The 25,463-nt window shown below is 72.8% G+C and carries 22 protein-coding genes and 1 riboswitch; of the genes, 1 reads left to right on the top strand and 21 read right to left on the bottom strand.

Annotation, left to right across the window (positions count from 1 at the left end):
* Window positions 1-131 precede the first annotated feature (131 nt).
* The 3 genes from ACIA79_RS14790 to ACIA79_RS14780 form a co-directional block, all read right to left on the bottom strand.
* Window positions 132-1,331 carry an MBL fold metallo-hydrolase gene (locus ACIA79_RS14790; protein WP_399428617.1) on the bottom strand — a complete coding sequence of 400 codons (1,200 nt, stop codon included), beginning with the start codon at window positions 1,329-1,331 and terminating at the stop codon, window positions 132-134.
* Between the two features lie 346 nt (window positions 1,332-1,677).
* Window positions 1,678-2,472 (bottom strand): SGNH/GDSL hydrolase family protein, encoded by a 795-nt coding sequence (locus ACIA79_RS14785; RefSeq protein ID WP_399428616.1) that lies wholly within the window; start codon window positions 2,470-2,472, stop codon window positions 1,678-1,680.
* Between the two features lie 168 nt (window positions 2,473-2,640).
* Window positions 2,641-3,576, bottom strand: coding sequence for a peptidoglycan DD-metalloendopeptidase family protein (locus ACIA79_RS14780; protein WP_399428615.1), 936 nt, complete (start codon window positions 3,574-3,576; stop codon window positions 2,641-2,643).
* A gap of 4 nt (window positions 3,577-3,580) precedes the next feature.
* Window positions 3,581-3,738, bottom strand: a riboswitch (cyclic di-AMP (ydaO/yuaA leader).
* A 787-nt stretch (window positions 3,739-4,525) separates the two neighbouring features.
* Between ACIA79_RS14780 and ACIA79_RS14775 the strand changes: the two genes are divergently transcribed.
* A complete protein-coding gene (locus tag ACIA79_RS14775; protein ID WP_399428614.1) occupies window positions 4,526-5,338 on the top strand; it encodes a tyrosine-protein phosphatase in 813 nt (270 codons plus the stop codon).
* Window positions 5,339-5,351: 13 nt separating this feature from the next.
* On the opposite strand, the gene ACIA79_RS14770 is transcribed toward ACIA79_RS14775, so the two are convergent.
* From ACIA79_RS14770 to ACIA79_RS14685, 18 genes are all read right to left on the bottom strand, one after another.
* Window positions 5,352-5,471, bottom strand: coding sequence for a DUF6126 family protein (locus tag ACIA79_RS14770; RefSeq protein WP_399428613.1), 120 nt, complete (start codon window positions 5,469-5,471; stop codon window positions 5,352-5,354).
* 20 nt (window positions 5,472-5,491) lie between these two features.
* Complete coding sequence (locus ACIA79_RS14765; protein WP_399428612.1) at window positions 5,492-6,118, bottom strand: helix-turn-helix domain-containing protein; 627 nt, start codon at window positions 6,116-6,118, stop codon at window positions 5,492-5,494.
* A 59-nt stretch (window positions 6,119-6,177) separates the two neighbouring features.
* Complete coding sequence (locus ACIA79_RS14760) at window positions 6,178-7,563, bottom strand: aspartate aminotransferase family protein (RefSeq protein ID WP_399428611.1); 1,386 nt, start codon at window positions 7,561-7,563, stop codon at window positions 6,178-6,180.
* Window positions 7,560-9,464 carry a 1-deoxy-D-xylulose-5-phosphate synthase gene (gene dxs / locus ACIA79_RS14755; protein ID WP_399428610.1) on the bottom strand — a complete coding sequence of 635 codons (1,905 nt, stop codon included), beginning with the start codon at window positions 9,462-9,464 and terminating at the stop codon, window positions 7,560-7,562. The genes ACIA79_RS14760 and dxs overlap by 4 nt, the downstream gene beginning before the upstream one ends.
* A gap of 95 nt (window positions 9,465-9,559) precedes the next feature.
* Entirely contained in the window at window positions 9,560-10,582 is a 1,023-nt protein-coding gene (gene hpnH, locus ACIA79_RS14750) for an adenosyl-hopene transferase HpnH (RefSeq protein ID WP_399428609.1), read from the bottom strand.
* A 5-nt stretch (window positions 10,583-10,587) separates the two neighbouring features.
* Entirely contained in the window at window positions 10,588-11,259 is a 672-nt protein-coding gene (locus tag ACIA79_RS14745; RefSeq protein WP_399428607.1) for a 1-hydroxy-2-methyl-2-butenyl 4-diphosphate reductase, read from the bottom strand.
* Window positions 11,259-13,271 carry a squalene--hopene cyclase gene (gene shc, locus ACIA79_RS14740; protein WP_399428606.1) on the bottom strand — a complete coding sequence of 671 codons (2,013 nt, stop codon included), beginning with the start codon at window positions 13,269-13,271 and terminating at the stop codon, window positions 11,259-11,261. Before shc ends, ACIA79_RS14745 begins: the two co-directional genes overlap by 1 nt.
* Before the next feature lie 122 nt (window positions 13,272-13,393).
* Complete coding sequence (locus tag ACIA79_RS14735; RefSeq protein ID WP_399428646.1) at window positions 13,394-14,452, bottom strand: polyprenyl synthetase family protein; 1,059 nt, start codon at window positions 14,450-14,452, stop codon at window positions 13,394-13,396.
* Between the two features lie 38 nt (window positions 14,453-14,490).
* Window positions 14,491-15,879, bottom strand: coding sequence for a hydroxysqualene dehydroxylase HpnE (gene hpnE / locus ACIA79_RS14730; RefSeq protein WP_399428605.1), 1,389 nt, complete (start codon window positions 15,877-15,879; stop codon window positions 14,491-14,493).
* A 76-nt stretch (window positions 15,880-15,955) separates the two neighbouring features.
* Window positions 15,956-16,894, bottom strand: coding sequence for a presqualene diphosphate synthase HpnD (gene hpnD / locus ACIA79_RS14725; RefSeq protein ID WP_399428604.1), 939 nt, complete (start codon window positions 16,892-16,894; stop codon window positions 15,956-15,958).
* An 8-nt stretch (window positions 16,895-16,902) separates the two neighbouring features.
* The gene (gene hpnC, locus ACIA79_RS14720) at window positions 16,903-17,814 is read right to left on the bottom strand and encodes a squalene synthase HpnC (RefSeq protein ID WP_399428603.1); all 912 of its coding nucleotides are present in this window, start codon (window positions 17,812-17,814) and stop codon (window positions 16,903-16,905) included.
* Between the two features lie 490 nt (window positions 17,815-18,304).
* A complete protein-coding gene (locus ACIA79_RS14715) occupies window positions 18,305-19,126 on the bottom strand; it encodes an ABC transporter ATP-binding protein (RefSeq protein WP_391813963.1) in 822 nt (273 codons plus the stop codon).
* 13 nt (window positions 19,127-19,139) lie between these two features.
* Window positions 19,140-20,078, bottom strand: a complete 939-nt coding sequence (locus tag ACIA79_RS14710; protein ID WP_399428602.1) for an ABC transporter permease — start codon at window positions 20,076-20,078, stop codon at window positions 19,140-19,142.
* 98 nt (window positions 20,079-20,176) lie between these two features.
* Entirely contained in the window at window positions 20,177-21,049 is an 873-nt protein-coding gene (locus ACIA79_RS14705) for a glycosyltransferase family 2 protein (RefSeq protein ID WP_399428601.1), read from the bottom strand.
* A 5-nt stretch (window positions 21,050-21,054) separates the two neighbouring features.
* Window positions 21,055-21,834 carry a CDP-alcohol phosphatidyltransferase family protein gene (locus tag ACIA79_RS14700; RefSeq protein WP_399428600.1) on the bottom strand — a complete coding sequence of 260 codons (780 nt, stop codon included), beginning with the start codon at window positions 21,832-21,834 and terminating at the stop codon, window positions 21,055-21,057.
* Entirely contained in the window at window positions 21,812-22,873 is a 1,062-nt protein-coding gene (locus ACIA79_RS14695; RefSeq protein ID WP_399428599.1) for an iron-containing alcohol dehydrogenase family protein, read from the bottom strand. The genes ACIA79_RS14700 and ACIA79_RS14695 overlap by 23 nt, the downstream gene beginning before the upstream one ends.
* Window positions 22,861-23,595 (bottom strand): sugar phosphate nucleotidyltransferase, encoded by a 735-nt coding sequence (locus tag ACIA79_RS14690; RefSeq protein ID WP_399428598.1) that lies wholly within the window; start codon window positions 23,593-23,595, stop codon window positions 22,861-22,863. The genes ACIA79_RS14695 and ACIA79_RS14690 overlap by 13 nt, the downstream gene beginning before the upstream one ends.
* Window positions 23,592-25,451 carry a DUF5941 domain-containing protein gene (locus tag ACIA79_RS14685; RefSeq protein ID WP_399428645.1) on the bottom strand — a complete coding sequence of 620 codons (1,860 nt, stop codon included), beginning with the start codon at window positions 25,449-25,451 and terminating at the stop codon, window positions 23,592-23,594. The genes ACIA79_RS14690 and ACIA79_RS14685 overlap by 4 nt, the downstream gene beginning before the upstream one ends.
* Between the last annotated feature and the right edge of the window lie 12 nt (window positions 25,452-25,463).

Raw genomic sequence — 25,463 nt, 5'->3', positions numbered from 1 at the left:
CGAACCGTTGGGCATCCACAGCAGGCTCCCGCCGGGGCGGGCCGTCCAGAGCACCTACCGCACGGGCACGCTCCTCACTCGAGGGCGAACCAGCAGGGCCACACCCCTGGCCCGCTCGTCCTCGCTCCCCGTCACCGATCACCCGCAAGGTCGAGATCATGCCTGGGTGCCCCGGCAGGACCCTCGACCGGCTGGGGCCGGCGCCACGGGTGAGCGATCGGATGGGACACCCCGCGCCACCAGGCGTCAGAGGGCAGCTTCCCGCCTGGCTCGAACGGCTGGCCGGGACGAGGGAACGCCACCGCCTGCCCGGCCTCCTCGGCCTCGTACCTCGTCCACTCCCCTGGCTCGGCCCAGGCGTGCGGAGCCAGGTTGAAGGTGCCCCAGTGGATCGGCAGCATCACCCCGGCGGGGCTGCCGCCCTGGAGGTCGAGGTGGGCCCGCATGCCCTCGGCCGGGGTCATGTGGATGTCCGGCCAGTACGCGCTGTACGCCCCGATCTGGATCATGGTGGCGTCGAACGGGCCGTGCTCGGCGCCGATGTCCCGGAAGCCCTCGAAGTACCCGGTGTCGCCGCTGTGGTAGATGCGGTGCTCCGGTCCGGCCACCGCCCAGGACGCCCACAGCGTGTGCTGCCCGTTGCGCAGGCCGCGCCCGCAGAAGTGGCGGGCCGGCGTCGCGGTGAGCCGTATGCCGCCGACCTCCGTGGACTCGTGCCAGTCGAGCTCGCGCAGGCGGGAGGCGGGGACGCCCCAGTGCTCCAGGTGGGCGCCGACCCCGAGCGGCACCGCGAAGAGGGTGTCGGTGGAGGCCAGGGCCCGGACGGTCGGCAGGTCGAGGTGGTCGTAGTGGTCGTGGGAGATCACGACCACGTCCACCGGACCGAGCGCGGCGATCGGCAGCGGCACCGGGTGCAGCCGCTTGGGCCCGGCGAAGGGGAAGGGTGAGCACCGCTCGCCCCACACCGGGTCGAAGAGCACCCGGCGCCCGTCGATCTCGGCGAGCACGCTGGAGTGTCCGGTCCAGGTGAGCCGCAGCCCGGACGCGGGCGGACGGGCCAGGTCCGCGACCGTGGTGGGGTGGACGGGGATGGTCCCGGCGGGGGTGCGACGCCGGCGCGCCTCCCGCTCGAAGTAGGTCCGGGCGAACTCGACGGCCGAGCCGGAGGGTGTGTGCCGCGCGCTCACGGGGTTCTGGAACACCCCGTCCGCGAAGTGCGGCGAGCGGCGGATGCGCTCCATTCGCGCCCCCGTCGGGTCCGCGCCGAAGGCGGCGGGCCGCGGCGAGCGCAGCCGGGAGCGGAGCGGATGCGTGGAGTCAGCGCCGGTCACAGCACCTCCAGGGACTCGGGTCCTCCCATTATGGGCGGGGGGTCCGACAGCGCCGGAGCCGGGCCCCGCCGGGCGCGAAGCCCCGCCGAGCGTGAAGAGCCGCCGCCCGCGACGCCGTGCCGCGCCGGGAGCCCCGCCGCCCGCGAGTCGTGCCGCCCGCGACATCGTGCCGGGCAAGGCGTCGTGCCGGGCAAGGCGTCGTGCCGAACCGGGAGCTCCGGGCGGGGTCGGGGCGCCGGGCCGGGGCGACGGCGCCGCCCGAGCCGCGGGAGGGCCGTACGCGACACCCGGCGCACCGCGAGCATCCGGTCACGGCCGGCGCCGCAGCCGCACCCGCCGCCGCGGGTCAGAGCGGCAGCAGGTCCGGCCGCTTCGCCGAGATGTGGTCCCCGGAGGACTCGCCGCGCAGTCGGCGCCCGATCCACGGGACCAGGTACTCACGGGCCCAGTTGATGTCGTCGCGGCGCACCTCGAGCGTGCCCCGGGGCGGCAGGGGCGGCCACGGCTGGTCCGGGTCCGCGGGCACTGCCAGGCCCAGCACCTGGCCGGCCCGGAGGGCGACGCGGGTGTGGCCCTCGGCGGAGAGGTGCAGGCGGTCGGCGTCCCAAGCCCGCTTGTCCTGCACGGTCCTGAGGGACCACAGGTCCAGCACGGGGCAGCCGTACCGGTCGGCGACGGCGCGGACGTGACCGTTGTAGGTGGCGATCTTGCCGCGCAGATGCCGCAGCACCGGCACCCCGCGGGTGTCGAAGCCCGTGGTCACCAGAACGGTGCCGACCACCGAGGTGAGGTCGGCGACGGCGCGCTCGAAGCGCTCCGCGACGTCGTCCGGGTCGCTGCCCGGCCGGATGATGTCGTTGCCCCCCGCGCAGAAGGTCACCAGGTCGGGGGCGAGTTCCTTGGCCCGCGGCACCTGCTCCTCGACGATCTGGTCGAGGAGCCGGCCGCGTACGGCGAGGTTCGCGTACCGGAAGTCGTCCGGATCCGGAAGCCGGTCGGCGAGCAGCACCGCGAGGCGGTCGGCCCAGCCGACGTACCTCCCGTCGGGCCCGGGGTCCCCGACGCCCTCGGTGAAGCTGTCACCGATCGCCACGTACGACCCGAATGCGTCACTGTCTCTGAAAATCGAATCGTCTGCCACGGCACCACATCTTTCCTTCCGGGTGTGAGCTACGCGACCGTAAGGAGGGGTTGACGCGGGGTGAGATTCGCCACCGGTCAAGATTGGACCAACTCGGAATACACCGCCGCCCGGCACCGCGGGTGCGGTGCCGGGCGGGGGTCGTGACCGGAGGAATCCGGCGGTGCGTCAGATGGAGACGCCGTGCTGGCGCAGGTACGCGATCGGGTCGATGTCCGAGCCGTAGCTGGGGCTGGTCCGGATCTCGAAGTGCAGGTGCGGGCCGGTGGAGTTGCCCGTGGAGCCGGACAGGCCGATCTGCTGGCCGCCGCTCACGCTCTGGCCGGCGGAGACGGAGAGCGAGGAGAGGTGGGCGTACTGCGAGTAGCTGCCGTCGTCGTGCTTGATGACGACCTCGTTGCCGTAGGCGCCGCTCCAGCCGGCCGAGACGACGCTGCCCGGACCGACGGCCTTGACGGTGCTGCCGGAGGACGCCGCGAAGTCGACGCCGGTGTGGTAGCCGGAGGACCACATGGAGCCGGAGGCGCGGTAGGGAGTGGTGATGCCTGCGTCGACCGGCGCGGTGAACCCGGAGCCGGTGGTCTGCGGGGCGGCCGACTCCGGCGCCGAGGCCGGGGCCGGCGCCGGGGCCGGGGCCGGGGCCTCGGCCTTGACGACGGAGCGGGAGGCGCGGGCCTCCCCGCGGTCGGCGTCGGCCTTCGGCTTCGCCGGGGCGGCCTTGGCCGGGGCGCCCTTCGCCGGCGTGCCCTTGGCGCCGAGGGTGAGCTTCATGCCCGGGAGGATCAGCGACGGGTCGTCACCGATGACCTCGCGGTTGTCCTTGTAGAGCTTGTGCCAGCCGCCCTTGACGTTCTTGTTGTGGGCGATCTTGGCGAGGTAGTCGCCGGCGACCACGGTGTACGTGCGCGGCGCGGCCTTGGCGGTCTGCGCGGCGGCGACGACCTGCTGCGGAGCGGTTGCCGGCGCGGCGCTGCTCTCCGCGGCGTGCGCACCGGTGGCGCCGAGCAGCGGGATGGCGATGGCGGCGCCACCGGTTCCGGCAGCGACGAAACCACGCGTGATCGGGCTGGACTTGGGACGGCGGTGCTTACCCTTCGCGGGCATGGCGAATTCCTCTCCGGCGCCTGCGAGGTGAGCTGTCGGGTTCGGGCTGGAGATGCCCGGCCGCGTGGTCGACGCGACTTCACCCCGAGCCGGTCCCGTCCATCCGGGATCGGCGTACTACCTGGTTCCCCCGCTCCTGCCACGCGTGGGTGGGTGCGAATTCCGGGCCGGTGGCAGGATTCGGCGGTCCGGCCGGATTGCCGTGACCGTAGGACAGCAGGGCCGGGCCGAACAAGCCGCTGTTTTCCGCGGGCCATTCATTTCCCTGGCGCCGGGCGGAATTGCCGGTCACGTTCCGTGGATTACGGATCATGAATTTCCGCTTCCCGCAAGGAATTTGGGAACGGCGCGCGGCCACGGACCGTCACCTTTATGACGCTGCTCACGTGGCGCGGCCCATCTCCCTTGCTATCGGGGCACGTTATCCCGAACAGCTCAATACGGACACAAGCCGCCTTTCATGGATGTGCCACGAGAGGCAAACCATGGTGAATCCGGACAGAACAGCGACACGCTGTCCGATTTACCGGCATTCGTACCCACACGGAGCCGGCACCGGACCGGGGCGAGGCGGGAGCGGCACGGGGCAGAGGCCCGAGGGCGGCACAGGGTAGACACCTGAGGACTGCCCGGGGGCGCCCCGCGGGCGGCCGATACGGAACATGTCACCCAAAAAGCGTGTACGTCATGATCAGGAGCAAACGGGTCATACGCATACATCCCGTCGCGCGCCTCATGGCGTGCGGTCACCCCGCGTGCCGGGGGCCGCCGGACGGATCCGGGGAGCGGACGGGCCCGGTACCGGTCGCCCGGCGGCGGCGCGCGGGTGCCCGCACCGCGGTCGCAGCGTCCGCCGCCCACGGATCATTGCCCGGGGATACCTATGTCGTATCGTCGGATCGCGACATCGTCGGCGGCCGGCGCCGGCGTGAGACGCGGAGGAGCCCCCGTGACGCAGCAGCTGCCGCAGGTCCCGTCGACCGAGCCCGAACTGTCGGGAGTGCGCAACTTCCGCGACGTGGGTGGGCTGCCGACGGTCGACGGCCGCCGCGTCCGGCACGGCAGGCTCTACCGCAGCGGGCACCTGGCGCACGCGACGAGCGAGGACGCGGCGTTCCTGAGCTCGCTCGGGCTGCACACGATCTTCGATTTCCGCAACACCGCCGACCAGAAGCTGGAAGGCGCCGACGTCGCGCTCCCCGGTGTGCGGAACGTGAACATCCCGCTGTCCGACCCGGCCGACGGCGCCGAGTTCTGGCGCATGGTCCGCGACGGCGACATCGACCAGCTGCGCGAGATCCTCGCGGACGGCAAGGCGGCGGCGCGCATGACCGCCTCGTACCGCACGATCATCAAGCACCGCACCGCCGAGCACAGCCGGGTGCTGCACGCCCTCGCGGAGGACAGCGTGCCCGCGCTGCTGCACTGCGCGGCCGGCAAGGACCGGGCCGGGCTGTCGATAGCGGTGGCCCTGCTGGCGGTCGGCGTGGAGCGCGAGGCGATCGAGGAGGACTACCTCAAGTCCAACGAACCGCACCGGCGCTACAAGGTGCACCGCAGCGACACGTCCTCCGCCGGTATGTCGCCCGAGGTGATGGAGCTGCTCAGCCCGCTGTTCGAGGCCCGGCTCGCGTACCTGTCGGCGGCGTTCGCCACGATCGAGGAGACCTGGGGCACGACCGACCGGTACCTCGCCGAGGGCCTCGGCCTGACCGCGGCGACCCGCGAGAAGCTGCGCGAGCGCCTCCTCGACGAGGGCTGACCGGGCCCGGCCCTCAGCCGGCCCCGAGCCCGAAGAGCAGGTACAGGAACGCCGCGAAGAGGTGGCCCGCCACCAGATAGGCGAAGAGCCGGACGACGAGACCTCGGGGGAACTTCCACTCCTGGGACGACATGGCGGCCTTTCTGCACGGGGTCAGCGACGGGGTGCGGAGCCGCCGAGGCACAGGTCGGCGGCGGCGCTCTGCAGGAGGGTGTGGACGAAGAGCAGCTCGGCCCCGCGGCCCGCGGCCGCGGTGATCCGGTGCGGGGTCAGCGAGTCGAAGTGGGCGCTGTCGCCGGGATCGAGGACGTGCACCGCGTCGCCGAGGACGAGCCGCACCCGCCCCTGGAGGACGTACAGCCACTCCTCGCCCGGGTGGACGCGGACGAGGTCGTCGCCCCGGCTCGCGTACGGCACCTGGACGCGCAGGGCCTGCATGGCCCGGCCGGGGCCGCCCGCCTGGTGGTAGGTCCACCCGTCGGCCTCGACGGGCTCGGGGCGCCCGGCACGGACGATCGGGTCACGCTCCGGCGCCGCCTCGCCGAGGAGCTCGGACACGGTCGTACCGTAGATACGGGCGAGCGCGAGGAGCATCGGCAGGGACGGCTGGCGGCGCCCGGTCTCCAGCCGGGACAGATGCGCCGGCGACAGGCCCGCGCGGCGGGCGGCCGCCTCCAGGGTGAGGCCGCGGCGTCGGCGCAGCTCACGCAGCTGCGGCGCCACGTCCGGCAGTGTCTCGGGCACGAGGTCCGGGGACGGTTCCCCGGCGGAGCTGGACATGCCACCATTGCGCCAGGAATTTTCCTCCGGGGCAATTTTCTTGCCTCGGAGGCAAAAGATCAGCGGTTGGCGACGGCCTGCTTCATCAGCGTTCTGCCGAAGTCCCACAGCAGGCCGCCCCCGGCGTGGGCCTCGGCCATGACGTCCTCGAAGCCCTCCACGAACCGGGTGACCTCCCGCTCGCCGATGATCAGCGGCGGGATCAGCTTGATCACTTCGAGCCGGTCGCCGGACACCTGGGTCAGGATGCGGTGCCGCTGGAGCAGCGGGACGACGACCATCTGCGCGAAGAGCCCCTTCCGGGCCGCCTGGAGCATCGTCCAGCGGCTGCGCAGTCCGAGCGAGGACGGGCGGCCGAACTCGATGCCGATCATCAGGCCGCGCCCGCGGACCTCCCGCAGCATCTCGTAGCGGTCCACCAGCGCCGCGAGCCGGGTCTTGAGCTCCTCGCCGGTCCGCCGGGCGTTGGCCACGACCTCCTCGTCCTCCAGCACGGACAGCACGGCCAGCCCGGCCGCCATGGCCTGCGCGTTCGACCCGAAGCTGGTCGAGTGGACGACCACCCGGTCCATCGAGGAGAACACCTTCTTGAAGATCCAGTCCCTGCCGACGGTGGCGCCGACCGGTACGTAGCCGCCGGACAGTGACTTGGCCACGCAGAGCAGGTCGGGCTCGACGCCGTCCTCGTGCTGGTACGCGTAGAAGTCGCCGGTCCGGCCGAGCCCGGTCTGCACCTCGTCGGCGATCAGCAGCGCCTTGTGCCGGCGCAGCAGCTCCTGGGCGGCCCGCAGGAACCCGGGCGGCGTCTCGTGCACGCCCTTGCCCTGGATGGGCTCGACGATGAGGGCGGCCACGTCGCCGCGCTTCAGCTCCCGCTCCAGCGCCGCCAGGTCGCCGAGCGGGATCGCGGTGTCGGGCAGCAGCGGCGCGAACCCGTCCCGGAAGCAGTCCTCGCCGTTGACCGACAGGGACCCGGTGGTCAGCCCGTGGAAGGCGTGCGCGCAGTAGACGATCCTCGGTCTTCCGGTCGCGCACCGGGCGAACTTCAGCGCGGTCTCCACCGCCTCCGTACCGCTGTTGGAGAAGAACACCCGGTCCAGGTGCGGCGAGTACGACACCAGCCTCTCGGCGAGCAGCCCGGGCAGCGGCGCGCAGTCGAAGCGGGTGAGGTCGGCGAGCTCCGCGTCCAGGACGTCGTGCAGTGCCTTGCGGACGACGGGGTGGTGCCGGCCGACGCCCATCACGCCGAAACCGGCGAGCATGTCGAGGTAGTCGTTGCCGTCGGCGTCGTAGAAGTACGCGCCCTGGGCCCGCTCGTAGACCTTGTCGAAGCCGATGGTGCGGAGCATGCGCGGCAGCTGGTGGTTGACGTGCCGGGCGTGCAGCTCGTAGCGCTCGCCGCCGCGGTCGGCGAGCAGCGCCGCCAGGTCGAACTTCCTGCTCATGCCTGGTTCTCCTTGCGGGCCGGCCCGCCGTCGGCCGGTGCGACGGCGCTGATGCGCCCGGCGATCTCGACGGGGGTGAGTCCGATGTCGGCCAGGACCTCACCGCGTTTGGCGTGCGGCAGGAACTGCTCCGGGATGCCGAAGGTGCGCAGCGGTACGTCGACGCCGGCGTCACGCAGGGCCTGCCCGACCGCCGAACCGACGCCTCCGGTGCGGCAGTTGTCCTCCACGACCGCGACCAGCCGGTGGGTGGCGGCCAGCGGCGCCAGCGCCTCGTCGACCGGCTTGACCCAGCGCGGGTCGACCACGGTGCAGGGGATGCCGCGCTCGGCCAGGAGGCCGGCCACCCGCAGGCAGACCGGGGCCATGACGCCGACGGCCACCAGCAGCACGTCGGACACGGCGCCGTCCGGGCGGTGCAGCACGTCCATGCCGCCGATGCGCCCGACGGCGGGAACCGGCTCCGCGACCGCCTCCTTGGGGAAGCGGACGGCGGTGGGCGCGTCGTCGACCTCGACGGCCTCGCGCAGCTGCGCCCGGAGCTGGTCGGCGTCGCGCGGGGCGGCGATCCGCAGGCCGGGCACGACCTGGAGGATCGACATGTCCCACATGCCGTTGTGGGAGGCGCCGTCGGTGCCGGTGATCCCGGCCCGGTCCAGGACGAAGGTCACGCCGCACTTGTGCAGGGCGACGTCCATGAGGACCTGGTCGAAGGCGCGGTTGAGGAAGGTGGCGTAGACGGCGACGACCGGGTGGAGGCCGCCGGTGGCGAGCCCGGCGGCGGAGACCGCGGCGTGCTGCTCGGCGATGCCGACGTCGTACACCCGGTCGGGGAAGGCCTTGGCGAACCTGTCCAGGCCGACCGGCTGCAGCATCGCCGCCGTGATCGCCACGACGTCCGGCCGGCGCGCCCCGATGGCGGCGATCTCGTCACCGAAGACGGACGTCCAGGACGGGGCACCCGCGGGTGTGAGCGGTGCGCAGGTGAGCGGGTCCATCGCGCCCACGGCGTGGAATCGGTCCGCCTCGTCGTCGAGCGCGGGCTGGTAGCCGCGGCCCTTCTCGGTGAGGCAGTGCACCAGGACGGGGCCGTGGAAGCGCTTGGCGCGGCGGAGCGCGGACTCGACCGCCTCGATGTCGTGGCCGTCGATCGGGCCGACGTACTTCAGCCCCAGGTCCTCGAACATGCCCTGCGGGGCGATGAAGTCCTTGAAGCCCTTCTTCGCGCCGTGCAGCGAGCCGTACAGCGGCGTCCCGATGACGGGCGTGTTCCGCAGGACGTCCTTGCCCCAGGACAGGAACCGCTCGTAGCCGTCGGTGGTGCGGAGCGTCGCGAGGTGGTTGGCGAGACCGCCGATGGTGGGCGCGTAGGAGCGCTCGTTGTCGTTGACGACGATGACCAGGGGGCGGTCCTTGGCCGCGGCGATGTTGTTGAGCGCCTCCCACGCCATGCCGCCGGTGAGGGCGCCGTCGCCGATGACCGCGACGACGTGGTCGTCCCGGCCCTGCAGCTGGTTGGCCTTGGCGAGACCGTCGGCCCAGCCGAGGACGGCGGAGGCATGGCTGTTCTCGATGACGTCGTGCTCGGACTCCTCGCGGGAGGGGTAGCCGGACAGGCCGCCCTTGCCGCGCAGCTTCGAGAAGTCCTGCCGGCCGGTGAGGAGCTTGTGCACGTAGCTCTGGTGGCCGGTGTCCCACAGGATGCGGTCGGCGGGCGAGCCGAAGACCCGGTGCAGGGCGATGGTCAGCTCCACCACGCCCAGGTTGGGTCCCAGGTGCCCCCCGGTCCTGGCGACCGCCTGGATGAGGAACTGCCTGATCTCGTCCGCGAGTTCATCGAGTTCGGCGCTGTCCAGCGCCGTGAGGCCGCGCGGCCCGCGGATGGTCTCCAGCAACGTCACGCTCGGACCCCCTCTCTGATCCGGTTCGGCCGGCGGTGGTGGCGGGCCCCGGGGAAGCCCGGTGTCCGCCGTGGGCGCGGCGGTCCCCACGGCCTTCAGCCGTGGCTTCCCGAGACGGTCTCGCGCGCGGCGCGCAGGGACTCCTTCAGCGAGCCCATGGTGGCGAGGACGGCGGTCGGCTCGTAGCCGCAGTGGGCCATGCAGTTGGCGCAGCGCGGGTCCTTGCCGCGGCCGTACGCGTTCCAGTCGGTCTCCTCGATGAGCTGGCGGTACGTCGGGACGTAGCCGTCGGCCATCAGGTAGCAGGGCCGCTGCCAGCCGAAGAGCGAGTAGTTGGGGATCGCCCAGGCCGTGCACGGGAAGTCGGCCTTGCCCTCGAGGAAGTCCAGGAAGAGCGGTGAGTGGTTGAGTCTCCAGCGGCGCCGGTTGCCGCCGGCGAACGACTTCCTGAACAGCTCGCGGGTCTGCTCGACCCCCAGGAAGTGCTCCTGGTCGGGTGCCTTCTCGTAGGCGTACGCGGGCGAGATCATCATCTCGTCGACCTTCAGGTCGTCGTTGAGGAAGTTCAGCACCTCGATGACGGTCTGCGGGGTGTCCGTGTTGAAGAACGTCGAATTGGTGGTGACCCGGAAGCCGCGCCGCTTGGCCTCCTTGATGGCTTCCACCGCCTCGTCGAACACCCCCTCCTTGGCCACCGACTCGTCGTGCCGTTCCCGCAGCCCGTCGATGTGGACCGCGAAAGCGAAATACCGCGAGGGCGTGAAGTCCTGGAGCTTCTTTCGCAACAGAAGGGCATTGGTGCAGAGGAAGACGTATTTCCGCCTGGCCACCAATTGGCGCACGATTTCGTGGATCTGCGGGTGCATCAACGGTTCGCCGCCCGCGATCGACACCATGGGTGCCCCGGATTCCAGGACCGCTCCGACCGCCTGGGCGACCGGCATGCGCTGCTTCAGCACTCCGGCCGGGTGCTGGATCTTCCCGCAGCCCTCGCACTTCAGGTTGCAGGCGTAGAGCGGCTCCAGTTCGACGATGAGGGGGAACTTCTCGCGCTTGCGGAGCTTCTGTTCGAAGAGATAGGTCCCGACCCGGATGGTCTGGCGAAGCGGCATGGCCATCTGGCTCACCTCCTGGGGAGCAGCAAAGAACGGTGCCATTCAAAGAACGCGGGCAATACGGCGCGAAGAACGCGGAAAGCTGATATTCCCCCGCGGACCGTGCCGATCCGGACGAGCTCGTGCTCAGGAGCATCCACGACCACCCGGACGGCCGCAACCGGGCGGGGCCCCGCACCGAGCGCGGCCTCGAGCGTGGCCGCCGATTCCATGTCCACCGCGATGGCGCCCGTGGCCCGCAGGTCGGCCCGCTCCGGGCCCCGGACGACGTGGTCGGAGCCGGTCAGCGGGCCGGTGTGCACCGTACGCCCGGGCACGGCCCGCCCCAGCGCCCGCACCAGCAGGTCCGTGCCCGTGCACGCGGCCGGGCCGCCGGGGCCCCGGGTCTCGCCGGCGACGACCAGGTCTCCGGGGTGCATCCCCGGGGCCAGCCCGGCGCAGAAGCCGGACGCCACCACCGCGGCGTCCCGCAGCGGCTCCCCGGCGAGCGCCCGCGCCACCGCCCGCTCGGCGTTGGCCGGGCCCATGCCCGTACGCAGCAGGGTCACCGGACCGGGTGCGCCGCCGTGGCGGCGCCGGCCGCGCAGGGCGAAGCGTTCGATGCCGAGCGCACAGGCGATCAGCAGCGGCGGGGTGACGAGCCCCGCGTCGGAGTCGGGCGACTCCGGTCCGGATGCCATCACCCCTCCTTGCCGAGGTGACCGAAGGAGGGTTCGCCGTTGACGTACCGGCCGAGCGCGGTGAGGGGGAAGACCTGCCGGTACAGGTGGTAGTTGATGGAGAAGTCCCACGGGAATCCGGTGCCGGTGAAGTGGGGCTCGTCCCAGGAGCCGTCCTCGCGCTGGGTGCGGGCGAGCCAGAGGACCCCGCGCTCCACGGCGGCCGAGTCCCGCTCCCCCGCGGCCAGCAGCGCCATCAGCGCCCACGCGGTCTGCGAGGCGGTGGACACGCCGTGGCCGATCCACTTCTCCTCTCGGTAGGAGCGCAGGTCCTCGCCCCAGCCGCCGTCGTCGTTCTGGACGGACTCCAGCCAGGCGACGGCGCGCCGGACGGCGGGGTGGGAGTGCGGCAGCCCGGCCGCCGTCAGCGCCGGCACCACGGACCCGGTCCCGTAGATGTGGTTGACGCCCCAGCGTCCGAACCAGGAGCCGGAGGCCTCCTGTTCGGTCAGCAGCCACTCGATGCCCCTGCGCGTCCGCGGGTGGTGGGCCTTGCCCTCGTACGCCAGCATCTCGACCACGTGGGCGGTGACGTCGGCCGACGGCGGGTCGACGACCTCGCCGAAGTCGCAGAAGGGCAGCCGGTTGGGCAGGGTGCTGGTGTTGTCGGCGTCGAAGGCGGCCCAGGCACCGTCACGGGACTGCATGCCGAGCGTCCAGCGGGCACCGCGCTCGACGGCAGCGTCGAGCCGCTCGGGGTCGGGGTGGCGCACCCGGCGCAGCGCGAGGATCACCTCGGCCGTGTCGTCGATGTCCGGGTAGGTGTCGTTGTGGAACTCGAACGCCCAGCCGCCCGGGGTGAGCCCGGGTCTGCGCACCGCCCAGTCGCCGGGGCGGACGATCTGCTCGCCGATCATCCAGTCGGCCGCCTTGACCAGCGCGGGGTGGTCGGGGCGCAGACCCGCGTCGGCGAGCGCGATGGTCGCCAGGCAGGTGTCCCAGACGGGTGACTGGCAGGCTTCGACCATGCGGGAGCCGTCGTCGCGCCAGATGGCGAACCGGTCGAGGGATTCCAGGCCCGTCCGCATCACCGGGTGGTTCAGGTCGTAGCCGACCAGGCGCAGCGCGATGAGCGAGTAGACGGCCGGGGGCTGGATGCCGCCCCAGCAGCCGTCGTTCTCCTGCCGCTCGATGATCCAGCGGGCGGCGGTGTTCATCGCGGCTCTGCGCAGCGGGCGCGGGGCGACCTTGCGGTAGGCGTGCAGGGCCTTGTCCAGCCGCTGGAAGAGGCCGTCCCAGGTGGTCGCCGGAGCGAGCGGCCGGGGCGGGGCGGGCCGGCGCGGGTCGGTGTGCAGCTCCTCCAGGGAGAAGGGCGCCGGGCGGACGGGGCGTTTGGCCGAGACGATGGTGAGCGGCACGATGGTCTGCCGCGCCCACTGGCCGAAGTCGTAGATGTTGAGCGGGAACCACGGCGGCAGGTAGATCAGCTCGGGCGGCAGTTCCGGCAGGTCGTCCCACTTCCACCAGCCGAACAGCGCCAGCCAGATGCGGGTGAAGACCCGGCTCGCGGCGATGCCGCCCCGGCTCCTGACCCAGGCGGCGGCACGGGCCATGTGCGGTTCGTCGGGCCGGTCGCCGGCCAGCCGCAGCGCCACGTACGCCTCGATGGTGGCGGACAGTTCGCCGGGGCCGCCGTAGAAGGTGGCCCAGGTTCCGTCCTCGCGCTGCGCCCCGCGGATGTGCCGCGCCGCGGCGCGGGTGACCGTCTCGTCCGGGATCCCGAGGAACTGCCGGAGCAGGAGGTCCTCGGCGTCCATGGTGACGTTGGTCTCCAGGTCGCCCTTCCACCACCCCTCGGCGTCCTGCCGGGCGAGGAGGTGCTCGACGGAGCGCCGGACGGCCCGCTCCGCGGCCTCCCGTACGTCGCCACCGCCCGGGGCGGCGGGGCCGGCGGGGAGGGTGGTGGCTGTTTCCATGGCCGAGGGGGCCCAGGGCTCGGGGGCTCCGGTGCTTCCGTCGGTCGTCGCTGTCATGGCTTCCCCTTCGTGCAGTGGATGTGCTGCGGCTGCGGGTGGGCCGTCGGCCGGTGCGCGGGGCACCGGCCGGCGACTAGCGATTCATATGGTGTCGAAGCGGCTGCTCGTCCCGATGGCGATCATCTCTTTCGTACGACGACGAAGTCCGCGAGCGCGGTGAGCTGGGCGCGGACACGTTCCGGCACGTCGACGCGGTGCAGCGCCTCGATCGCGACGGCGTGCTGGCGCCGGGCCTCCTCGGAGGTCCACTCGCGGCCGCCCGCCTCCTCGATGAGGGCCGCGCGCATGGCGAACTCCTCCTCGGAGAAGCTGTCGAGGTCGCTGCTCTTGGCGTCGGCCGCGAGGAGCTCCGCGAGCCGCTCCGAGGCCGGGCCGCCCGCGGCGAGCGCGGCGACGACCGGCAGGGACTTCTTGCGCTGACGCAGGTCGCTCCAGGTCTGCTTGCCGGTGGCCTCGGGGTCGCCCCAGATGCCCAGCAGGTCGTCGACGGCCTGGAAGGCGAGACCGAGGTGGTAGCCGTACGCCTCCAGGGTGTCGGCGGTGCGGTCGTCCGCGCCGCCGAGGACGGCGCCGATGGAGCTGGCGCAGGCGAGCAGCGCGCCGGTCTTGTTGCCCTCCATCTCCAGGCACTCCTCGACGGTCACCCGCTCCCGGTGCTCGTAGGAGATGTCCTGGGCCTGGCCGTCGATGAGCTTGCGGCTGGCGGTGGTCAGCCGGCGGGTGGCGCGCCCGGCGTCCACGGTGCCGAGCTCCAGGAGCACCTCGTTGGCGAGCGCGAACAGGGCGTCGCCGACGAGGATGGCCTGGGCGGGGCCGTGGACCTTCCACACGGTGTCGCGGTGGCGGCGCTGCTCGTCGCCGTCCATCAGGTCGTCGTGCAGCAGCGAGAAGTTGTGGACGAGCTCCACGGCGACCGCGCCGGGGACGCCGGTTGCGGGCTCGGCGCCGGCCGCCTCGGCGGAGAGCAGGGCGAGGGCGGGGCGTACGGCCTTGCCGCTGTCGCCGTCGGCGGGCCGGCCGTGGGCGTCGATCCACCCGAAGTGGTAGGCGGCGACGGTGTCCATGGGCGGCGCGAGCCGCTTCACGGCCGCGCGCAGCACCGGGGTGGACAGGGTCCGCCCGCGCTCCAGCAGGGCGGCGACGTCCACGGTGTCGACGGCCGGATTCACCGGGGGCACAGTCGGCACGGTCTCTCCTCTTGTTCCAGTACTCAGGCTCATGCCGCCTCCTCGAGCGGATGTACATGGGGGCGGCCGAGTGCCGAGAGGGCGGCGTCCGCGGCGGTGAAGCCGCTGCGTACCGCACCTTCCATGGTGGCGGGCCAGCCGGTGGCGGTCCACGCGCCGGCCAGGTACAGGCCGGGCGCTTCGGTGGGGGCGGCGGGGCGCAGCCGGCCGACGCCGGGGGTGGGGGCGAACGTCGCCGTGCGCTCCCTGGTGACGAAGAAGTCGCGTACCTTGGCGCCGCGCGCGGCGGGCAGCAGCCGTTCCAGCTCGGGCAGGTACCGCTCGCGCAGGACGGCGACCGGCTCGTCGATCTCGGCCCGGGCGGCGGACTGGGACACCGCCAGGTACTGGCCGTCGGTGCACCCGGAGGCGTCCGTGCGGTCGAAGACCCACTGGACCGGGGAGCCGAGCACGGTGAAGAACGGCTGCCGCAGCACCCTGCGGTCGTACAGGACGTGGAGGTTGAGGATCGGCTCGGTGCCGATGTCCAGGAGCTTGCCGGGGTCGTCGAGCGCGCCGGGCGGCAGCAGGCCGTGGGCCTCGGCCGGCGGCACGGCGAGGACGACGGCGTCCGCGTGGAGCGTCTCGCCGGGCACCCGGACCTGCCAGCGGCCGCCCTCGGCGCGGGAGAGGGAGGTGGCCTTGGTGCGCAGTGCGGTGCGGACGCCGAGGGAGTCGAGGGCCTTGCGGGCGAGGGTGTCGTGGAGCTCGCCGAGGGGGACGTGCGCCCAGCCGATGTCGGCCGCGCCCGGTGCGGAGAGCAGCCCGGTCTTGAAGACCATGGCGGCCAGGCCCATGGAGGCGTGCGGGGCGGTGGCGTTGAGGGTGGCGACTCCGACGAGGTCCCAGAGGGCTTCGATCGCGCGGGGCGTCTGGCCGTGGCGGGCGAGCCAGGTGGCGAAGTCGATGCCGTCGAGGGCCGGGTCGGCCGGGTCGAGCTTCCTGAGGGCGAGCGCGGCCCGGCCGACGCTCGCGCGCTCGGCGAGCGACAGGTGCGGGTAGGTCGCGAGGCTCGCGGCGAGGTGCAGCGGTACGGGCAGGGCGGTGCGCCGCAGCCGGCCGAGGCGGGGGCCGCGCGGGTGGGCGACGTCGAGGACGGGGACGTCGAGCCGGCGCTGGAGGGGCGCGAGGTGGGCGCCGTCGACGCGGTCGAGGAACCACCGGTAGGCGGTGCAGCAGCGCAGATAGACGTGCTGGCCGTTGTCGACGGTGAGGTCGCCGCGCCGGAAGGAGAAGGCGAGGCCGCCGAGGCGGGGCCGGCCTTCGAGGAGCGTGACGCCCAGTCCGGCCTCGGCGAGGCGCAGGGCGGCGGTGATGCCGGCCAGTCCGCCGCCGACGACCACGGCGTGCGGGCCCGGTGTCAGGCAGTCGTCGGTCATGCGCCCTCCCCCCTGCCTCGTGCGGCCGCCGCCGTCAGGGACGCGGGAAGCGGGGCGCGGGTTGCTCCACGGGCCATCAGGCACGCCTCCTGAGGGTCTGCCGGGACATGGTCCGGGCGTCGAGGCCGGACAGGCCGCGCACGGCGACGTACGCCTTCTCCCGGCCGGGCAGGGAGACCCTGCCGCGGAGGACGGCCTGCGGGTCGCGTTCGATGCGGTCGAGGAGGCGGCGGTAGATGCCCGCCATCGCGGCGACGCAGGCGCCGCTGCGGCGGTCGAGCAGGGGCAGCAGCCGGTAGCCCTCGGCGAACAGCGCGCGGGCGCGCCGCACTTCGAAGTGCACCAGGCCCGGGAAGTCCGCGCCGGCCGGCGGGGTGGCGGTGCGGAAGCCGTCGCCGCAGCCGAACTTGGCGAGGTCGTCGGCGGGCAGGTAGGTGCGGCCGCTGCTGGCGTCCTCGCGAACGTCCCTGAGGATGTTGGTGAGTTGGAGGGCGAGGCCGAGCGTGTCGGCGTACTCGGCGGCCCGTTCGGTGCCGGGTGCGCCGTTCGTGGTGCCGAAGATGGCGAGCGAGAGCCTGCCGATGGCGCCCGCGACGCAGCGGCAGTACACCTTGAGGTCGTCCCAGGTCTCGTACGTCTCGCCGCGCACGTCCATCAGGACGCCGTCGATGAGCTCGTCGAGAGCGCCGAGCGGCAGCGGGAAGCGGCGGGCGGTGTCGCACAGGGCGACGGCGACCGGGTCGGTGTCGTCCTCGTCGACGGCGTCCTTGCGGATGCGGTCGAGCAGCTGCCGGGTGGCGTCGAGGCGCTCCTCCTTGGCCGCGGCCTCCAGCCGGCCGTCGCCGATGTCGTCGACCCGCCGCGAGAAGGCGTACAGCGCCGACATGGCCTGCCGCTTCTCGGTGGGCAGCAGGCGGATGCCGTAGGCGAAGTTGCGGGCCTGCTGTCCGGTGACGGCCTCGCAGTAGCTGTACGCGGCCTGCACCGGCGCCGACATCTGTGTCCGTCCTTCCATGGTCCCGCTCACCCCTCTCCACGCGCTCTTCGCAAGACGGCTCCCACCCGGCGCAGCAGTTGTGGCCTGGTGGCCCTGGGCGGTCCCTGGAGTACGTCGTGTCCGGCGGCCGCGATCGCGTCGAGGGAGGCGTGGCCGCCGGCGACGAACCCGGCGAGCAGCAGCCGGAGCCTGCCGTGGACGCTGCCGACCAGGGGCATGCCTTCGTCCAGGAGCGCGCGGGTGCGGTCCGCCTCGGACGCGATCAGGGCGCGGACCGCCGCACCGGCGGTGGGGCGGGCCAGGTCGGCCTCGGTGACGCCGAACCGTTTCATGTGCTCGGCGGGCAGGTAGACGCGGTCGCGGGCGAGGTCCTCGGCGACGTCCTGGAGGTGCTCGACGATCTGCAGGGCGGTGCAGACGGCGTCGGAGCGGCGCAGACGCTCGGGGCTGGTGGTGCCGGTGATGCCCAGGACGAGACGGCCGACGGTGTTGGCGGACAGTTCGCAGTACGCGACGAGGTCGTCGTACGTCTCGTAGCGGCGTACGAGCTGGTCCTGGCGGTTGGCCTCGATGAGGCCGAGGAACGGTTCGGGGCTCAGGGCGTGGCGCCGCACGGTGGGCTGGAGGGCGCGCAGCAGCGGGTGGGCGGGGACGCCGTCGAAGACGCGGCGCAGGTCCGCCTCGAACGCGTCGAGGAGGGCGAGCCGGTCGTCGGCGAGGTGCGGGGGGACGCCGAGCAGGCGGGCGTCCGCGCCGCCGGGCGCCAGGTCGCCGTCGCCGATGTCGTCGACGAGCCGGGCGTAGCCGTACACCGCCATCAGGTCGTCGCGCCAGGCCCGGGGCAGGAAGAAGGGGGCCACGGGGAAGTTCTCGTGGGCGGCCTTGTCGAGCGTGGCGCGCACGGAGGCGTCGGGGCACGCCTGCCGGGTACCTGTCACCGCGGACTGCCCGGCGCGGGGACGGCCGGATCCTCGCGGAGCTGGAGATTCACCGTCATTGCCGTCACGTCTCCCGTTCTACACTGCCGACCCAAAACATCCTATTTCGGACACGCCGCCGGTCCTCCGGACTGGCGGGCCGGAGTGGCGGGGCCGCCCGGCGGGCTCAGGGGCCCCGGGCGCTCACCCCCGGGGGTATCGCCCCACTTGCCGCGAATCAGCACCGGTACAGCTTACGTTGTACAACGCGAGCGCTCCTGTCGGGGTGTTACGCGCTCGGGGAACACGCACACGAAGAAGTTCGCATATGCCACCAACCGTCCTCGTACCCGCGGGACTTGACCCGCCGGGGCGGCGGGCGGCGCCCGGGTGCCGGCGGAGGGGCCCGGGTCCGCGCGCCCCCGCGGCGCCGTCGGTGGCACCGGCGGCCGCGGGCGCCCGTGCCCGGACGGGGTGTCCCCCCGCCGGGCCCGGGAGCGGCGGCACCGGGTCAGGGCTTGCCGGTTTCCTTCTCGTAGGCCTTGAGGACCTCGTCCGTCGGACCGTCCATCAGCAGCTCGCCCTTCTCCAGCCAGAGCACACGGTCGCAGGTGTCCCTGATCGACTTGTTGCTGTGGCTGACGAGGAAGACGGTGCCCGCCTCCTTGCGCAGCTCGCGGATGCGCTGCTCGGAGCGGATCTGGAACTTGCGGTCGCCGGTCGCCAGCGCCTCGTCGATCATGAGGACGTCGTGGTCCTTGGCGGCGGCGATGGCGAAGCGCAGCCGGGCGCCCATGCCGGAGGAGTACGTCCGCATGGGCAGCGTGATGAAGTCGCCCTTCTCGTTGATGCCGGAGAAGTCGACGATGTCCTGGTAGCGCTCGCGGATCTCCTCGCGCGACATGCCCATGGCCAGACCGCCGAGGATGACGTTGCGCTCACCGGTCAGGTCGCCCATCAGCGCCGCGTTGACACCGAGGAGCGAGGGCTGCCCGTCGGTGTAGACCCGGCCGCTCTCGCACGGCAGCAGGCCGGCGATGGCGCGCAGCAGGGTCGACTTGCCCGAGCCGTTGGTGCCGATGAGACCGATGGCCTCGCCGCGGTACGCGGTGAAGGAGACGCCGCGCACGGCGTGGACCTTGCGCACACCGCGCGACTCGCCCCGGTCGCGCCGGATTATCCGGTTCAGCGCCGCGGTGGCGCTGCCCTTGCCCGCGGTACCTCCGCCGTTGACGCGGTACACGATGTGCACGTCGTCGGCGATGACGGTGGGGATGCGGGCGCCGTCCGCGGTGACGGTCGGGGGCGCGTCCTCGGCGTCCCCGGCGGTGATGTCCTTGATGTCCTCAGCCACGGCCGTACCGGTCCTCTGCCTTCCAGAAGTACACGAAACCGGCGGCGCCGACGAGGACCGCCCACACCAGGCCGGCGAGCCAGACGTGCGAGGGGAGGTTCTCGGAGCCGTAACCGTCGATCAGCGCGAAGCGGATGAGGTCCATGTAGATGGCGGCCGGGTTGTACATCAGGACGTCGGCGATCCAGGCCGGCTTGTCCTGGAGCATCACCGGGATCGAGAACATCACGCCGGAGGCGTACATCCACGTCCGCAGGATGAAGGGCATCAGCTGGGCGAGGTCCGGGGTCTTGCTGCCCAGCCGGGCCATGACCAGGGCGAGCCCGGTGTTGAACACGAACTGCATCGTCAGCGCCGGCAGGATCAGCAGCCAGCTCGCCGACGGGTAGCTGCCGAACGCCGCGACGATCGCGAACAGCACGATCATCGAGTACATCAGCTGCTGGAGCTGCTGGAGCGCGAAGGAGATGGGCAGCGAGGCGCGGGGGAAGTGCAGCGCCCGCACCAGCCCGAGGTTGCCGGCGATGGACCGCACGCCGGACATCACCGAGGTCTGGGTGAAGGTGAAGACGAACACGCCCGTCACCAGGAACGGGATGTACACCTCCTTCGGCATGCCCTTCCCGGCGTTCAGGATCAGCCCGAAGATCAGGAAGTAGACCGCCGCGTTCAGCAGCGGGGTCGCCACCTGCCACAGCTGGCCGAGCTTGGCCTGGCTGTACTGGGCCGTCAGCTTCGCGCGCGAGAAGGTCAGGATGAAGTGGCGACGGCCCCACAGCTGCCGGACGTACTCGGGCAGGTTCGGCCGGGCACCGCTCACCGACAGACCGTACTTGGCCGCCAGCTCCGCCGGGGACAGGCCGTCGTCGGGGGATGGCGGGGCGGGGGCCGCGGTCACGGCGATCGCTCCGTCATGGATTGTCTCACTCACCAGTTGGCACTTTCGTGTTCAAGATGCGCGGCGGGAAGGGCGCGGGTCAGGTGGCGGCCAGGTCCCGGGTACGCCCGGTGCTTGTCGGTACGAGCTTGTCAGATGACAGGAGGACGGCCCAGTCTCGTCAGCCGCCACACGGTACGCCACTTCATCGGGCGCCGGGGACCGCAGGGGCTCGTCCAGCCCTCCCGGAACCCGCCGAACCACGCCTTGAGCGCGGGCACCGAGGGGCGGCGGGCGAGGGTGAGCAGCAGCCAGACGCCGAGGTAGAGGGGCACCAGCGGGGCCGGCAGGTTGCGGCGGGCCAGCCAGACGCGGTTGCGGGCGACCATCCGGTGGTAGACGGCGTGCCGGGACGGCGCGGTCGTCGGGTGGTGGAGCACCATGTCGGAGCGGTAGTCGATCAGCCAGCCGGCGTCGAGGGCCCGCCAGGCCAGGTCGGTCTCCTCGTGGGCGTAGAAGAACTCGCCGGGCAGCGCGCCCACCTCGGCGAAGACCTTCGTCCGGACGGCGTTCGCGCCGCCGAGGAAGGTCGTCACGCGCGAGGAGCGCATCGGGTCGGAGGCCCGCAGCCGCGGTACGTGGCGGCGCTGGGTGACGCCGGTGTCCGGGTCGGCGATCCGGAAGCTGATGATGCCCAGCTCCGGGTCCTCGGTGAACGCCCGGCGGACGAGCTCGGCGGTGTCCGTGTTCGGCAGCAGGCCGTCGTCGTCCAGGAAGAGCAGGGCGTCCACGTCGCCGCCGTGGGGCCCGAAGGCCTCGATGCCGACGTTGCGGCCGCCGGGGATGCCCAGGTTCTCCGGGAGGTCGACGGTGCGCACGCCGTCGGGGACACCCGTGACGGGGGCGCCGTTGCCGACGACGACGACCTCGACGGGGTCGCCGTCCTGCTTGCGGACGGACTCGATCAGGGCGCGCAGGTCGTCGGGGCGGTTGCCCATGGTGATGATGACGGCACCGAGTTTCATGCGCGTCACCTCAGCCTGCTGGATGCGAGGACGGACACCAGGTGCAGCACCGTCTGGAGCAGCGCGATGCCGGCCAGCACGGCGACGCCGAGGCGCGAGAAGAACAGGTCGCCCCGGACCTGGTCCGCGACCGCGAGCACCAGGATGAGCAGGGACGCCTCGATGCCGAGGATCAGCCGGTGGAACTTGAGCGCGGCGGCGGCCCGGCGGGCGAGCGCCACGCCGGACGAGCGCGGCTCCGCGGCCGCTTCCTTGACCGGCGGCAGCCCGCCCTGGTGCCGGGCGACGCCGACCAGGTCGGTCTCCGCCTTGATCAGGATCGCGCCCAGCGCGGCCAGGGTGCCGAGGAAGGCCCACAGCCAGTCGATCCGGCCCGTGCCCCACAGGTCCGCGGCGCGCAGGCCGAAGCCGACGAGCACCGCCGCGTCGCACAGGTAGGCACCGACCCGGTCCAGGTAGACGCCGGAGAGCGAGAACTGCTTCTTCCAGCGCGCCACCTCGCCGTCGACGCAGTCGAGCAGCAGGTAGAGCTGGACCGCCACCACGCCGAGGACGGCACCCCAGACGCCCGGCACGAGCAGCGCCGGGGCGGCGAGGACGCCGCAGAGGGTCATCACGTAGGTCAGCTGGTTGGGCGTGACCTTGGTGGTGACCAGCAGGCGGGTGATGCGCAGCGAGATCTCCCGCATGTAGAGGCGGCCGCCCCAGTGCTCACCGCTGCGCCGGTCCTTCACTCCCGCCGGATGGACGACCGGGCGGAGTTCAGCTACGGATGGTCTTGGCATAGTCGGCGTACGCGTCCCTGATCTGGTCGGTGGACAGGTCGAGGTGCTCGAGGACGGTGAAGCGTCCGGGGCGGGTCTGCGGTGCGTACTCCACGGCCCGGACGAACTCCTCGGGGGAGAATCCGATCTCCTCGGGCAGCACCGGCAGCCCGTGCCGGCGGAGCACCTCGGCGAAGAGCTTTGACTCCTCGCGGGCGCCGCGCAGGTGCATCGCGAAGGCGGCGCCCAGTCCGACCTGCTCCCCGTGGAGCGCGGCGCGCGCCGGGTACAGCAGGTCGAAGGCGTGGGAGATCTCGTGGCAGGCGCCCGACGAGGGGCGGGAGTCGCCGCTGATCGACATGGCGATGCCGCCGAGCACGAGTGCCTCGGCGAGCACGATGAGGAACTCGTCGTCGCCGGCGCCGCCGGGGTGGCGCAGGACGGACTCGCCCGCCGTCCGGGCCATGGCGGCGGCGAGGCCGTCGACCTGCTCACCGGTGTGGCGGTGCGACAGCTCCCAGTCGGCGATCGCGGAGAGGTTGGAGACGGCCTCGCCGATGCCGGAGCGCACGAAGCGCGCCGGGGCGTCACGGATGACGTCCAGGTCGATGACCATGGCGATCGGCGAGGGGACGCCGTACGAGCCGCGGCCGTTGTCGTTGTCGAGGGTCGCGATGGGCGAGCAGATGCCGTCGTGGGAGAGGTTCGTCGCGACGGCGACCATGGGCAGGCCCACGCGCGCGGCGGCGTACTTCGTCACGTCGATGATCTTGCCGCCGCCGAGGCCGACCACGGCGTCGTACCGCTTGCCGCGGATGGCGTCGGCGAGCCGGACGGCCGCGTCGATGCTGCCGTCGGCGACGTGGTACCAGTCGGCGTCGGGCAGCAGCGGCGCGAGCTTCTCGCGCAGCGCCTGGCCGGAGCCGTTGCTGATCGCCATGGCGAGCTTGCCGGAGGCGGAGATCCGCTGGTCGGCGAGGAGGCCGGCCAGGTCGTCCATCGCCCCGCTGCGGATGTCGACGACGACGGGTGAGGGGATGAGCCGGGTCAGTACAGGCACGCGATCTCACGGCCCTTCGCGAGGTCGTCGTGGTTGTCGATCTCGACCCACCTGACGTCGCCGATGGACTCCACGTCGATCTGGAAGCCGCGGTTGACCAGCTCCTGGTAGCCGTCCTCGTAGTAGAGGTCCGGGTCGCGCTCGAAGGTGGCCTTCAGGGCGTCCGCGAGGGGCTCGGCGGCCTCGGGCTCGATGAGGGTCACGCCGATGTACTCGCCGCTCGCGGTGGCCGGGTCCATGAGCTTGGTGATGCGGCGCACGCCCCCGCCGTCGACGACGACCTTCATCTCCTCGTCGGCGAGCTTCTTCACCGTGTCGAGGGCGAGGATGATCCTCCGGCCCTCGCCCCGGGCGGCCAGCAGGTTCTGCTCGACGGAGACCGGGTGCACGGTGTCGCCGTTGGCGAGGATGACGCCTTCCTTCAGGACGTCACGGGCGCACCACAGGGAGTAGGCGTTGTTCCACTCCTCGGCCTTGTCGTTGTCGATGAGGGTGAGCTTCAGGCCGTACGCGGCCTGAAGGGCGGCCTTGCGCTCGTACACGGCCTCCTTGCGGTAGCCGACGACGACGGCGGCCTCGGTGAGGCCGACGGCGGCGAAGTTGGCGAGGGTCATGTCGAGGACCGTCCGGTCGCCGTCGACGGGCACGAGGGCCTTCGGGAGCGTGTCGGTGTAGGGGCGCAGACGCCGTCCGGCACCGGCTGCCAGTACGAGGCCGATCATGCGGGTTCTCCTTCGTCGTGTACTGCGGGTGCTCCGGAGGACACCCAGAAGCGGATGGACTCCACGAGCACGACCAGCGCGACGGCCACCGCGAGAGCGGTGAGCGCGACGGTGAAGTGGTCGCCTGCCGTCAGGGCCGCGGCGAGGACCGCGACCACGAGCGTGCGGCCCTCGTGGCCGCCGATCGTCCGCACCAGCCAGGCGGGCGGCGCGCCGGTGCCGCCGCGAATGCGGTAGACCGTGTCGTAGTGATGGTAGGCGACGGCCGCGACCAGGCCGAATGCCGCGGGGAGGGCCCCCGGGGCGTCGGAGCGGGCGGCGAGGACGAGGACCGTGAGGTACTCGGCGGCCCGGAAGAAGGGCGGGACGAGCCAGTCGAGGGCGCCCTTGAGGGGGCGGGCGACGGCCATGCCCGAGGCGCAGGCGTAGCCGAGGGCGGCGACCGCCGGCCAGGGCCCGCCGGCCGGCGCGAGGGCCGCGGTGGCCACGACGGCGGCGGCGCCGGTCAGGGCCGCGACGGGGGGCGCGAAGGAGGGCAGGGCGCGGGCGACGCCGCGGAAGGCGGCGGCGAAGCCCTGCGCGAGGGGGCCGGAGTCGGCCAGGTCGGCGAGGGCCCGGGCGGCGCGGTCGGTGCGGCGGGCCCTGCGGGTGAGCGACCGCAGGAGGCGGCCGGCGGTGGTGTAGCAGGCGGCGAAGGCGCAGCCGGCGAGCAGGGCGTAGAAGACGACGCGGGGTGTGGTGACCGCCGTGAGCACGGCGATCATGGCCCATCGTTCACCGATGGGCAGGACTATCATCCGGCGCGCCCACACGGTCCAGCCGCGGCTGTCGAGCTTGTCGGAGAGCGCGGCGGTGGGGCTGGTGTTGGCCGTGGCGTCGTGGTTCGCCTCGTTGAAGGAGAAGTCCACGACGTGGCGGCCGGTCTGCAGGATCATCGCGCCGAGCGCGAGCGCCCACACGTCGTCCCCGCCGCGGGCGGCGCCCAGGGCGAGGCCCGCGTAGTAGGCGTACTCCTTGGCCCGGTCGAAGGTGGCGTCGAGCCACGCGCCCATCGCCGAGTACTGCAGCGAGTAGCGGGCGAGCTGCCCGTCGGTGCAGTCCAGGACGAAGGAGAGGAGCAGCAGGACGCCGGCCGCCACGAACCCGCCGCGGGTGCCGGTCGCCGCGCACCCCGCCGCGATCAGGGCGGTGAGCAGCGACGCGGTGGTGACCTGGTTCGGGGTGAGGCCCCGGCGGGCGCACCAGCGGGCGATGTAGCGCGAGTACGGGCTGATGAAGAAGGTGGTGAAGAACCCGTCGCGGGCCTTCACGGCCGAGCGCAGCCGTACGGCCTCGTCGTCGACGGCTGCTACGGCGTCCCGCGTCTCCTTGCGGCTCTGCGGGTCGGCCGGCACGGCGGCGACCAGGGTCCCGAACTCGGGCCGGTGCACGTCGACGCCCTCGTCGCCGAGCGCCTCGGCGATCAGGTCGGGCAGCGTCACGACGGCGGTGCGGGTGTCCGCGGCGGACCCCGCGCCGGTGCCGTCACCCCCGGCGGGGGCGGTCGCAGCGGCCCCGGGGGGCAGCGAGGCCAGTGCCCGGGTCAGGGCGGTACGGGCGGCCGGCTGCGCCGTCAGCGCGCCGGGGGCCGCGGCCGCCGGGAACCGGGGGTCCGTGAGGGCGAGGCGCAGGGCGTGGACGTGGCCGACGAAGCGGGGGTCCACGACGGCGACGCGCTCGGCGGCCGGGACGGCGTCGAGCAGTGCGGCGGTCTCCCGCGCGTCCGCGGCGGTGCGGACGTCGAAGCCCAGCGACCGCAGATCGCCCTCGAGCGGCGATCCGGGTACCGGAGGACCGGTGAGGATGGCGGTCGACAGACGAACTCACTC

The sequence above is a fragment of the Streptomyces sp. NPDC051310 genome, from assembly GCF_044455245.1.
GTDB lineage: Bacteria > Actinomycetota > Actinomycetes > Streptomycetales > Streptomycetaceae > Streptomyces.
This window is presented reverse-complemented; position numbering and strand designations above follow the sequence as displayed.